Source organism: Alkaliphilus metalliredigens QYMF (genome assembly GCF_000016985.1).
Taxonomy (GTDB): domain Bacteria; phylum Bacillota; class Clostridia; order Peptostreptococcales; family Natronincolaceae; genus Alkaliphilus_A; species Alkaliphilus_A metalliredigens.
In genome coordinates this window covers 4,152,730-4,166,149 of the sequence record NC_009633.1, presented here as the reverse complement: position 1 = coordinate 4,166,149, position 13,420 = coordinate 4,152,730, and the positions used below count along the sequence as shown (strand labels likewise).

Annotated in this window: 8 protein-coding genes; all 8 read left to right on the top strand. The window is 36.7% G+C overall.

The features are described 5' to 3' along the window. The first annotated feature begins 81 nt into the window (after positions 1-81). The 8 genes from AMET_RS19985 (at position 82) to AMET_RS19950 (ending at position 13,397) form a co-directional block, all read left to right on the top strand. Positions 82-3,015 (top strand): AAA family ATPase, encoded by a 2,934-nt coding sequence (locus AMET_RS19985; protein WP_012065105.1) that lies wholly within the window; start codon positions 82-84, stop codon positions 3,013-3,015. A gap of 5 nt (positions 3,016-3,020) precedes the next feature. Then, positions 3,021-6,488 (top strand): DNA polymerase III subunit alpha, encoded by a 3,468-nt coding sequence (locus AMET_RS19980; RefSeq protein WP_012065104.1) that lies wholly within the window; start codon positions 3,021-3,023, stop codon positions 6,486-6,488. A gap of 387 nt (positions 6,489-6,875) precedes the next feature. After that, positions 6,876-7,067, top strand: a complete 192-nt coding sequence (locus AMET_RS19975; protein WP_012065103.1) for a hypothetical protein — start codon at positions 6,876-6,878, stop codon at positions 7,065-7,067. A gap of 94 nt (positions 7,068-7,161) precedes the next feature. Continuing rightward, entirely contained in the window at positions 7,162-8,121 is a 960-nt protein-coding gene (gene pfkA, locus AMET_RS19970; RefSeq protein WP_012065102.1) for a 6-phosphofructokinase, read from the top strand. 16 nt (positions 8,122-8,137) lie between these two features. Further along, a complete protein-coding gene (pyk, locus tag AMET_RS19965) occupies positions 8,138-9,898 on the top strand; it encodes a pyruvate kinase (protein WP_012065101.1) in 1,761 nt (586 codons plus the stop codon). 291 nt (positions 9,899-10,189) lie between these two features. Then, on the top strand, positions 10,190-11,899 hold the full coding sequence (locus tag AMET_RS19960) for a [Fe-Fe] hydrogenase large subunit C-terminal domain-containing protein (RefSeq protein ID WP_012065100.1): 1,710 nt from the start codon (positions 10,190-10,192) through the stop codon (positions 11,897-11,899). Beyond that, complete coding sequence (locus tag AMET_RS19955) at positions 11,899-13,071, top strand: SpoIIE family protein phosphatase (RefSeq protein ID WP_012065099.1); 1,173 nt, start codon at positions 11,899-11,901, stop codon at positions 13,069-13,071. Before AMET_RS19960 ends, AMET_RS19955 begins: the two co-directional genes overlap by 1 nt. 89 nt (positions 13,072-13,160) lie before the next feature. Further along, the gene (locus AMET_RS19950) at positions 13,161-13,397 is read left to right on the top strand and encodes a (2Fe-2S) ferredoxin domain-containing protein (protein WP_012065098.1); all 237 of its coding nucleotides are present in this window, start codon (positions 13,161-13,163) and stop codon (positions 13,395-13,397) included. Positions 13,398-13,420: the final 23 nt, after the last annotated feature.

Here is a 13,420-nt window from a genome sequence, read left to right as displayed (position 1 = left end):
TTCTTTTTCTTTTCCTTTTTGAAGCCATTCCTTTATAATAGAAGTATAAGAAAAAGAAGCATATGACGAGGGGGAGCTTTAATGAACCTCATTACTGTTCAATTGTTCAATACACCCAGTGTACTAAAGGATGGCGAAAAAATACATTTTCCTTTTCGTAAGGCAGAGGCCTTGTTTTATTATCTTGTGGTACAAGGACAAGCCACTAGGGATGACTTAGTACATTTATTATGGTCTGAATGTCATGAGGAAATTGGGAGAAAAAATTTGCGAAATGCCATGTATAAAATACGAAAAACTTTTGATATAGATATCATTGTCTCTCCCCAAAGATCAATTGTCATGTTAAATCCCCAGGTGAAAATTGCCTGTGATTTACATGATTTTATAAAGGAGAATCAAGTGAATTTAGATGCATACGCTAGCCTGTTTCTAAAGGGATTCATCATAAAAGGAGCTTTGGAGTTTGAGGAGTGGGTAAGTAGAGAAAGACAATATTACCAAGATCAATATGTACAAAAAGCATATGAGGAGATTGGTCAGAGCTTCAAGCTCAAAGCATATCCTTTAGTTGAAAAGTATGCCAATACCCTAATTCAATTAGATGAGTACGATGAACGGGCCTATCGATGGCTGATGGGATGTTATGTGGAACAGGGACTATACTATAAGGTAATGGAGACCTACCAAGGGTTGACGGATATGTTAAAAACAGAGCTAGGGATTGCACCAGATATACGGACAAGAAAAATGTTTGAAGAAGCATTGCAATATCAAAGTGATAAACAGAATAACAAAAATGAAAAAAACACATTGTTTTTCCATGGAAGAGCAAAAGAACTCACTGAAATGAATAAACAGTTCACACTATTTAGAAGTAGTAGGTCCTATGGTTCAATCATGATTACAGGTGAAGCAGGTATTGGTAAAACAACACTAAAGGATGTGTTTTTAGAGACACTGCCAAATGATATCCTTGTAATTCAAGCCAGCTGTTATCAGGCAGAGGAGAATTATTTGCTGAAACCATGGAATCCAATTTTTTCTCAGTTGGTAAACATCATTCAACAAGAGCAAATAAAAATTCCATTGATCTGGCAGGAGATGATTGCTTCAATTTTCCCCATTTTTGCAACCGATGAAATGAATCATCTAGCCATTGATGTAACCACGGGACCGGGTTCCCAACAATATCAGAGGGTTCAGGAAGTGATTTTAGGTCTTTTTCAAAAGATAAGTAACAAAAAGAAGTTGGTTCTTGTTTTTGAAGACCTACAGTGGATGGATCGAATGAGTTTATCTTTGTTAAAGATCATTTTGTTACGGATTGCTCCAAGAAATGTATTCTTGCTTGGAACCTGTAGGAGCGGATTTGATGAGAAAATAGATGAGTTTATGGTGGAGCTTAATCGATATGATGTTATTGAAAAAGTAGAAATAACCGCCTTTACCAAAAAAGAAGTGGCAGGATTTATCGAGAAAAAGCTTCCAGAGTACCCCTTTAAGGAGCGACAAATTCATGAGATCTATGAGGAGACTGAGGGAAACCCCTTCTTCTTAGTAGAATATTTAAATGTCCTTCAGGATCATGGAGATGTCACTACATTGTCACCTAAGATGCAAGATGTGTTGAAAAGTCGATTGATGGGCATTTCACAGGAAGCACGACAATTGATTAATTTAATTTCTATTTTCTTTGACAAGGTTTCTTTAGAAGTCTTGAAGTCCATCAGTGGTAAGGATGAATTACTACTGGTCCAACTACTGAATGAGCTACAGAGCCGGTATTTAATTAGAGAGATAGACGAGGGAGATAAGGTTGTTTTTCAATTAACCCATCAAAAACTAAGGGACTTTATTTATCAGCAACAGCCCAAATCTATGAGAAAAGTCTTTCATGGACGAATCGCCTCTCTATTGGAGGGAAATTTACAAAATAATCAATGGGATCGCATGCACTACTCTAAATTGATCTATCATTTTTCAAAGTCAGGAGATCCCATGGCAGCTTTGAAATACCAAATCAAAAACGTCAATGCCTATCTAGAGTTTAATCACGAATTATTCCCAGCATTAAACGGGGAGTATTTAGAACAAGAACAGTATTTCTATTTGACTAAAAAAGAAGCCACGACGTTTTTAAATGAAATTCAAGAATCACTTACGTCTCTGTTGGACAAACCAAATCATATAGAAGTCATACAAGGCCTGGAAATTGAATTTCTTCATATGAAGGGCCGGTTTATGATTCGTGAGGGTAAATATACCTGTGGTGTAGAATATATTAAAAAAATGATCCATAAGGCCTTAGACCATGAACAGTATGAAATCCTTCTGAAGGGCTATCGACAGATGATTTATTATGGAATACAAACCCACCAGCTACCTTTAATGGAAATATATATTGAAAAAGGGCTAGTTATCGCTGAGAAACTAGAGGATTTAAGAGAGAGTGGATACTTTTTGAGATTAAAGGGACGACATCAGATGATGAACAATGAATACCAGGAAGCAGAGGGATTTTTCAAGAAATCCATTGAGGTTTTTGAGCAATTAGATCAAGATGCCAATAATTATGCTTTGAATATTGCAGCAGCCTATGATTATTTAGGAGAAGTAAAGAGATGCCAAAATCACCTAGAAGAAGCAATGGGCTATTATGATCAAGCCATTGCCATTTGCCAGGAGCGAAAGATTTTTAAAAGCTTAATGATTTTCTATACCCACGGGGGACAAGCAGCCGTGGAGATAGGGGATTACCAAAGGGCAAAGCCGTATTTGAAAAAGGCCATTGTATTATATAAACAAATAGATGTATTGTGGGGGCGTGCCATTGCAGAGGGATATATGACCCTGCTATTCATTCATGAAAAGAAGTATGACAAAGCATTGGAGAGTTTAAAAAGAGCGGAAAATTTTAGTAAAAGACTCAATAACCCTAATGAACAGGCTATTGTGAATCAGATTAAAGTCAAGGCAGCGTTGCTAATTGATGCGGCTAATGAAGGGAAGTGAAGAAGATGAGCTTTGTCCATCTTCATGTGCATACACAATATAGTTTATTAGATGGATTTGCCACCATTAATCAAACCCTAGACCGGGTTAAGGAACTGGGAATGGATGCCCTTGCAATCACTGACCATGGCTCAATGTTTGGGGTTGTGGATTTTTATAAAGCGGCAAAAAAGAAAGGCATCAAGCCTATCATTGGTTGTGAGGTCTATACGGCTGCCAGAGGCATGACAGATAAGGATCCAGTTAAGGATAAGTCCCAAGGTCATTTGGTTTTATTGGCTAAAAATAATGTAGGATATCAAAACCTGATTAAACTGGTCTCTGAATCCTATCTACATGGGTTCTATTATAAGCCAAGGGTGGATTATAATGAAATTGCAAAGCATACAGAGGGATTGATTGCTCTAAGTGCCTGCTTAGCTGGAGAGGTACAGCGGTTGATTTTACAAAATCAGTATGAAAAAGCCAAGGAAAAGGCATTAATGCTAGAAGAAATGTTTGGTAAAGGAAACTTTTATTTAGAGCTACAGGATCATAAACTACCAGAACAGCAGCAGGTCAATGAAGAATTGATTAAGATGAATCAAGAAACGGGGATCCCCCTTGTGGCCACCAATGATGTCCACTATACAGATCAGGAGGATGCTGAAGCCCATGATATTTTGTTGTGTATTCAAACGGGAAAAATTCTAAATGATGAAAAGCGTCTTAAATTCCCCAATGATCAATTCTATTTGAAAACACAAAAGGAAATGGCAAAGCTATTTGACTATGCCCCAGAGGCCTTAGCCAATACAGTTAAGATAGCTGAAATGTGTCAGGTGGATTTTGATTTTGACACCATTCATTTACCTAACTATGATGTTGCTCCTGGAAAGACAAAGCAAGGGTATTTGAGAGAGCTTTGTTACGAAGGACTCCAGTATCGATACAAGGAAATCACCCAGGAATTGAAGGAACGATTAGAGTATGAATTGGGTATCATCGAGCAGATGGGCTATATGGAATACTTCTTAATTGTATGGGACTTTATTAAATACGCCAAAGATCAAGGAATTGCAGTGGGGCCAGGAAGAGGGAGTGCAGCAGGGAGTATTGTGGCCTATACATTAGGGATTACAGATATTGACCCCATTCGATACAATTTAATTTTTGAACGGTTTTTGAATCCAGAACGGGTTTCAATGCCAGATATTGATATTGATTTTTGCTATGAACGTCGAGAAGAAGTCATTAATTATGTAAAGGCAAAATATGGACAAGATAAGGTGGCTCAGATCATCACCTTTGGAACCATGGCTGCCCGTGGCGCTATTCGAGATGTGGGTCGAGTGGTGAATATGCCATACAATGAAGTAGATCAAATCGCAAAGGAAATCCCCTTTACCTTAGGAATCACCATTGAAAAGGCATTAGAAGTGAATCCTGTTTTAAGAAAGATGTATCAAGAAAATGATGATGCCAATTATTTGATTCGTATGGCGAAAAAGCTTGAGGGAATGCCAAGACATGCCTCTACCCATGCGGCGGGGGTGGTGATTGCTAAGAAGCCCTTAGACCAGCATATACCCCTGTATATGCATGATAACAGTATGACAACACAATTCACTATGGGGACATTGGAAGAATTAGGCCTACTTAAAATGGACTTTTTAGGATTGAGAACACTCACTGTGATTCGAGATGCACTAGAATTAATTAAGGCAAATCATGGGCTTGAAGTTAGCTTTGAAGATAGTGAATATACAGATCCTAAGGTTTATGAATTGATTGGTAGAGGAGAAACACTGGGTGTATTCCAATTGGAGAGCCAAGGGATGATTCAATTTATGAGGGAGCTGAAGCCTGACAATTTTGAAGATATTGTGGCTGGGATTTCACTTTTTCGTCCAGGACCCATGGAGTCCATTCCAAAATATATTGAATATAAAAATAATCATGAGAAAATTGAATATTTACATGAGAGCTTAGAGCCCATATTAAATATGACCTATGGTTGTATGGTCTATCAGGAACAGGTAATGCAAGTGGTAAGAGACCTGGCAGGTTATAGCTATGGCCGTTCTGACTTAGTGAGACGGGCCATGGGAAAAAAGAAACGTGATGTGATGGAAGAGGAAAGAAAATATTTTATTTATGGAAAAGAAAGTGAAGCTGGGGAATTAGAAATTGAAGGGTGTATTCGACGAGGGATTCCTGAGAATATTGCCAATGAAATTTATGATCAAATGATTGATTTTGCCAATTATGCATTTAACAAAAGTCATGCGGCCTCCTATGCAGTCCTGTCTTATCAGACGGCTTATTTAAAATGTCATTATCCTGTGGAATTTATGGCAGCATTAATGACCAGTGTCATGGGGAACACCCTTAAGGTAGTTCACTATATTCAAGATGTCAAACGACAAGGCATGGAAATATTATCCCCTAGCATTAATAAAAGCTATAGCAAGTTTGCAGTTGAAGATAATCAAATTCGTTTTGGATTAGCCGCTGTTAAAAATGTGGGGGGCAATATGATTGATGCCATTGTAGAAACTAGAAATCATAAAGGAAGCTTTACAAGCTTTACAGATTTTTGTCAAAAAGTACCTAGTAAGGATCTTAACAAACGTTCTATTGAAAGTTTGATTAAATGTGGGGCTTTTGATTGCTTAGAGGTGTATCGAGCACAATTATTAGCCATTTATGAGAAGGTGCTAGATAGTGTTTATCATGATCGAAAGAGAAACATCCAAGGTCAACTTGGCTTATTTGAAGGTCCATCGGGAATGCCATCTAATCTAAATGAAGGATTATTGCCTAACATCAAAGAATTTAATGATAAGCTCAGGCTCAATATGGAAAAAGAAGTACTAGGCTTATATATCAGTGGACATCCCCTGGCAGCCTATGAAAAAGAGCTAAGCAAAAAGGTATCCGCCTATAGTAATCAATTAGTCTTGAGCCTCGAAGAAGATGATAATGAGCAGGAATGGAAAGAAGGAGATCGGGTCATTATTGGAGGAATTGTTATTGAAAAAACGATTAAAACCACAAAACACCAACAAATAATGGCCTTTGTAACCGTAGAAGATTTATTTGGAGTTGTGGAATGTGTTGTTTTTCCAAAAACATATGATCGCTACCAAGATTTATTGGTAGACGATAGCTTTGTCCTCATGGAGGGAACCTTAAACCTAAGGGAGGATGAAACACCTAAAGTTCTGGTTCAACGGGTACGACCATTGGTTAAAGAAGAAGAGGCAGAACAAAAACTATACATTAAAGTGGAAAATGAGGATCAGCTTGGTAAAATAGAAGAAATAAAGCCGACCCTTCGCCTGCATAGAGGAAAGGTGCCAGTATTTGTCTATATTGAAGATCAGAAAAAAGCCTTTAAGGCTGATCAAAGTCTCTGGATTACACTAGATGAAGATCTATTACAGAAATTAAAAACTGTCTTTGGAGAAGATTGCGTTAAGGTTAGTTAACTAAACTTTGAATGGGCAATAAGGACTGAGGCTGCAGCCGCAATACCGGCAATCAGATTGCCTAAGAAGGTATGAACACTGGCATCTTTAATATTTGGATCCTTAAGGATGCCTACCTTTTCTTATAATCACCCCCCGTTCATCCATCAACTTAATGACAATATTTTTTAAAATCATCCCTCCATTTGAATATTTTGTGGCAAATAAAAAGGCGTGTGTGTTATAATATGTAATATATTCAAAATTGTAAACACCAAAATGAAAAATGATTTAGAAAGTAAAATATAGTATAAAATAGAAAATTAAAAAGAGATACAATAGTAGATTCAGTTTAGGGTATACTGAAGTAATATGAGACTTAATTAGAGATAAAAGGAGGCCTGAATAATGTGGACAGTCGTGTATATGGCTAATACCAAAAGGGATGCAGAAAAAATGCAAAAAATATTAACAGAAGAAGGCTTCTTAGTTAAAATTAAACCTATTAGTAAAAGCAATGAAGAAGGTACCTGTGAAATATTAGTACCTAGAGCGGAAGTTGAAGAAGCACATCATATTTTAATGAACCACGGATTATAAATTACTTTTTCTTTTTTTATATACATAGAAATAGGGACTAATTAAACTACGCGGGACAAACAAAGTCCCTATAGGATAGAATGGAGGTATAGAAATGAAAACAATTGGTGTATTAACAAGTGGGGGAGATTCTCCAGGAATGAATGCTGCCATACGTGCTGTGGTCAGAAGTGGTATTTATAATGGCTGTAAGATAATGGGCATTAAACAGGGCTATAGCGGACTTATCAATGCTAAAATTGAAGAAATGAACCTTTCTTCAGTAGCCGATATTATTCATCGGGGGGGAACGATTCTAAGAACAGCTCGATGTGAAGAATTTAGAACTGAAGAAGGAAGAAAAAAGGCATTAAATGTGTTGAAGGTATTGAAGATAGATGGGGTTGTGGTCATCGGTGGGGATGGTTCCTTTCAAGGGGCAAAAAAACTGAGTGAACTAGGGATCCCTACGGTGGCAGTACCAGGGACCATTGATAATGATCTGGGATATAGTGATTATACAATAGGTTTTGATACCGCAATGAATACAGTATTAGATGCCATCAGTAAAATCAGAGACACCTCTACCTCCCATGGAAGAGCAAACATCATTGAAGTAATGGGAAGACATTGTGGTGATATTGCCCTATATACTGGTTTAGCAGGGGGTGCTGAAAGTATTATTATTCCTGAAGTAGGCTTGGACATTGATGAAATATGTCGAAAACTATTACAGGGCAAAAACAGAGGTAAATTACATAGTTTAATTGTATTGGCAGAAGGTGTTGGGGGGGCCATTGATTTAGGCAAAATCATTGAAGAAAAGACAGGAATTGAAACAAGATCTACTGTGTTTGGACATATTCAAAGGGGTGGAAGTCCTACTGCCTTTGATCGAATTTTAGCCAGCAAAATGGGTGCCAGGGCTGTGGATCTATTAATAGAGGAAAAAGGCAACCGTGCTGTTGGTATTAAAGGAAATCAAATTTTCGACATGGATATTGAGGAAGCTTTAAATATAGAAAATAAATTTGATCAAGAAACCTTTGAGCTTGCAAAAATACTATCGATATAATGAAGGAGAGATGAATATGAAAAAAACAAAAATTGTCTGTACAATAGGGCCAGCCAGTGAATCTAAGGAAGTGTTCACTGAGTTAGTAAAGCAGGGTTTAAACGTAGCTAGGTTAAACTTTTCCCATGGAAACCATGAAGAGCATGGTGAGCGAATTAAAATGATTAAAGAAGTGAGACGAGAGCTTGAACAATCTGTAGCAATTTTACTAGATACTAAGGGACCAGAAATTCGCACAGGAAAGTTTAAAGATCCAGAGGTCCTGCTAGCGGAAGGGCAGGTATTCACTGTGACCACACGTGATGTCGTAGGGGATCAAAATATGTGTAGTGTTAGCTATGAAGGGTTGGCTAGAGATGTTAAGCCTGGAGATGAAATATTGATTGATGATGGACTAGTGGGACTTAGGGTGCAAAAAATCATCCAAGGAACAGATGTTGAATGCATCGTTGAAAATGCAGGAATCGTGAAAAATCACAAAGGAGTCAATGTTCCAGGGGTACAAATTAATTTACCTGCCATTACAGAAAAAGATGAAGGTGATATTGTATTTGGAATCCAGATGGATATTGATTTTATTGCGGCTTCCTTCGTCAGAAAAGCATCTGATGTATTGGCTATCAAAAGGATATTAGAGGAAAATAATGCAGATCATATTCAAATTATCTCTAAAATAGAGAATCAAGAAGGAATGGATAATTTAGATGAAATCATAGAAGTCTCAGATGGGATTATGGTAGCTCGAGGAGATTTAGGTGTAGAAATACCAACAGAAGATGTTCCCCTAGCTCAAAAAGAAATGATTCTAAAATGTAACAAGGTTGGAAAACCAGTGATCACAGCTACTCAGATGTTGGATTCTATGATGCGTAATCCTAGACCCACTCGTGCAGAGGTAACGGATGTGGCCAATGCAATATTTGATGGAACCGATGCAATCATGCTTTCGGGGGAAACCGCAGCAGGAAAATATCCGATAGAATCTGTGAAAACAATGGCGAGAATCGCATTAAGAACTGAAGGGGCCATTGATTACCGTAGCCTATTGAACAAAAAGGCCCAAGAACGGGAATTGACAATCACCGATGCAATTAGTCATGCTACCTGCAGTACAGCAAGTGACTTACAGGCATCTGCAATTTTAATAGCTACGTCCTCAGGACATACCGCAAGGATGGTCTCTCGATTTAAACCTCAGGCACCAATTATTGCAGCCACAACCAGTGAGCGTGTGATGAGAAAGCTGAGTTTAACTTGGGGTGCTTATTGTCTATTAGTAGATGAATTTCAATCAACCGATGATATTATTGATGCAACAGTGGAACATGCCTTGGAGAAAGAGTATATTAAGAGAGGCGACTTGATCGTTATGACGGCAGGAGTGCCTGTAGGCATAGCAGGAACAACAAACCTATTGAAGGTACATATTGTTGGGGATGTATTGGTAAATGGAACCGGGGTAGGCAAAATTCCCGCCACTGGAAAAGTGGTTGTGATCCATCAGCATGATGAGCTAGGACAAGAAACATTCAATGAGGGTGACATTTTAGTGGTTTCTTGTACAGATAAGGATCTGATTCCATTGATGGAGAAAGCAGGGGCTATGATTGTAGAAGAAGGTGGCATCACAAGTCATGCAGCTATTGTAGGGTTAAACCTTCATAAGCCCACAGTGGTTGGAGCCATAGGCGCAACAGAGAAGCTGAAAACCGGAGATATTGTCACTGTAGATACCATTCGGGGATTGATATATAGTGGAAAGACACGTGTCTTGTAAAAAATATGATGGAAATGAAGCACCGATTTATATAGAAAAACATATAATACAATAACGACATCAATATTCTCCCCCTTTATTGATTATCGTGAAATAAGCTGGTAAAAAAAAGAACCTACAGGATCCTGTAGGTTCTTTTCTTAATTTAAGGGAGATAATGTAGATAAGCAATTTGTAATTATTTCTATTTTTAATCCTAAATTTACGCTTTATTGTAAACATATTGGTTGGTTTTTTTATGAAAGTAAGTTACAATGTACTTGTTAAGAAAATAACAAGAGGGGTGAGACAATGAAATTTATTAACTTCTCTAAAGAAAAATGTAAGAATTGTTATAAGTGTATAAGGGTGTGTTCACCCAAGGCTATTTCTATTTATGATGATCGAGCAGAAATATTAGAAGATCGTTGTATATCCTGTGGAGAATGTTATGTGATTTGTGACCAAAATGCCCTTTATATAAAAGACAAAGTACATGAAGTAAAAAGGGCCATTGACTCCAATAAGAAAGTGGTGGCAAGCTTATCCCCTTCTTTTCCAGGAGCTTTTTCTATGAAAGCAACAGGGCAAATGGTAAAGGCATTAAAAATATTAGGGTTTGATATTGTTGAGGAAGCATCAATTGGAGGGGATATGGTGGTAATGGCTTACGAAGAACACCTTCAAGCCTCTCAAAAAGATAATTTGATTGCAACTAGTTGTCCCTCAAACAATTATTTAATTGAAACATATTATCCGGAACTGCGTAAATATATGATTCCTATTGTTTCACCGATGATTGCTCATGGAAAATATTTAAAGCAAAAATATGGGCACGATATTCATGTTGTTTTTATTGGTCCTTGTATTGCAAAAAAAGTAGAGGCTTATGAAAGACAGCATCAAGGAGTTGTGGACTCTGTATTAACCTTTGTAGAATTAGAACAATGGTTTGGAGAAGCGGGCATAAATCTTGAAGAACTTTCATTAGAAGAATTTGATGGAAAAGGGAGGAGACAAGGTCAGCAAATTCCCTGTAAACCAAATGTCTCAAAAGAGCAAAAAACAAAATATGAGCGAGTTATTGTCACAGGAATTTCAAGAAGTAAAGAGATTTTAGAAAGTTTATCTAAGAAAGAATTGAGTGGGATTTTTTTAGAAAGTGCCTCTTGCCAAGGTGGATGTATTGACGGCACAGGAATGCCTAAGGATGCGACAAATTATTATGTAAGAAGAAAGCGAGTAAAGGACTATATTAAGGAAACATCTAAAACGGTATTATTTGAAGACATAAAGCTAAAAGAGTCTATAAGTCTTTCGAGAATCATATCTGATAAACGGGTAGAGCAAAAAAAACACTCTCAAGAAGAAATCGAAAAAGTATTAAAAAGCATGTGGAAATATAAAAAAGAAGATGAATTAAACTGTGATGCTTGTGGTTATCGAACCTGTCGTGAAAAGGCACAATCTGTTTTGCAAGGGCGTTCCCAGTCAAATAGATGTTTACCCTTTATGAGAGCAAAAGCAGAAAGTTTAAAAAATGTAATTTTTGATCATAGTCCCAATGCTATTTTTATGGTGGGTTATGACCTAAGAGTTAAAGAATTTAACCCTTCCTCTGAGCGAGTGTTTCAAATTAAAACCAATCAAATTAAAGGAGAACGAGTTCAAAAGATTATTCCAGAAGATATTTTTGAAAAGGTATTAGAAACAAAAGTAAATACAGTTGGGAAAAAAATAGAGTATCCTCAATATGGGGTGATTTTAATTGCAAATATTATTTATCTTAAAGAAGAAAATATTTTAATGGCAATTATGACTGATGTTACTGCAGCAGAAAAAAACAAAGCAGAGTTAGCACGGGTAAAGGAAAATACTTTAAATGTGGCTCAAGATGTAATCAATAAACAAATGAGAGTCGCCCAGGAAATTGCTAGTTTATTAGGAGAGACCACAGCGGAGACAAAGGTGACTTTAACTAAATTAAAAGACATCGTCATGGGGGAACGAGGGGAAGTATAATGGATTTTTTTGTGGATTTAGCCTACGATAGTATTAATAAACAAAATGAAGAATTGTGTGGAGATAAGGTAGAAGTAGTGTATACAGAGAATAGTATCATTATTGTATTAGCAGATGGATTGGGTAGTGGTGTGAAAGCTAATATTTTAGCTACCATGACTACGAAAATTGCAGGAACCATGTTACGAGAGGGTGCCAGTATTTATGAAACCATAGAAACCATTGCTAGTACTTTACCTGTATGTAATGTGCGAAAGTTAGCTTATTGTACTTTTATCATTTTGAAAATTCAAAATGATGGTAAAGTATATATAGTAGAATATGATAACCCACCGATTTTTTTTATTCGAAAAGATAAATATATGGAACTAAATAAAACAGAACGAAAGATTCATGGGAAAAGAATTTTAGAAAGTCAGGCCCAGCTTCAAAAAGGAGACACATTAATCCTTGTGAGTGATGGGGCGATTCATGCTGGAGTAGGGGGAGTTTTGAACTTAGGATGGCAATGGGACAATGTAGCAGAATATTTATTGAAACAATCGAAAATAGAAAAATGTGCTAAAAATATTTCTAAAAAGCTGATTGACACCTGTGCCTATTTATATGATGGAAACCCAGGAGATGATACATCGGTAGTCGTGGTGAAAATTAGAGAACCAGAAGTGATACAATTATTTTCGGGCCCACCAGAAAATAAAGAGCGGGATCAAAAAATTATTCAAGGGTTTATGGGAGCTAGAGGACAAAAAATTGTCTGTGGAGGAACAGCAGCTAATATTGTAAGTCGTGAGACGGGAAAAGAATTGATTGTAGACTTTGAAACAGGGACTCAAAAGATTCCTCCCATGGGAAGAATGGAAGGAATCAACTTGGTTACTGAAGGGGTCATTACCTTAAGTAAAGTGCTAGAGAATATAGAAAAATATATGGAAAACATTTTATTAAATAAGACCCCTTGGGAAGAAGATTCAAAAAATGGAGCTTCTAAATTGACAAAGCTATTAATTGAAGATTGTACCCATTTAAATCTTTGGGTAGGAAAGGCAATTAACCCCGCCCATCAAAATCCAGATTTACCTGCAGATTTAAATATTAAGATACAAGTCATTCGGAAATTAGAAAAACACTTAAAAACCTTAGGAAAAAAGGTGGAAATACAATATTTTTAATTTTTTTTCATAAAATGAAACCATAAAAAAATAATAAGATATGACGATGAATTATATTTGCAGAGAATGATTAATAAGGAGAGGTCCTAATGAAAACAATTAATATATGTATTGGAAGTGCATGTCATTTGAAAGGAGCCTATGATGTAGTAAATAAATTTCAAAGCATAGTAGAAGAAAAGGCTTTAGAGGATCAAGTGACCATAAAGGCAGCCTTTTGTTTAGGGGAATGCACAAAAGCAGTTTCTGTAAAAATTGATGAAGGAAAGATATATTCTTTAAAAGTAAAAGATGTAGAAGATTTTTTTTATCGTTACATCATATAAAATCTTCTGTTGTAATTTGAATT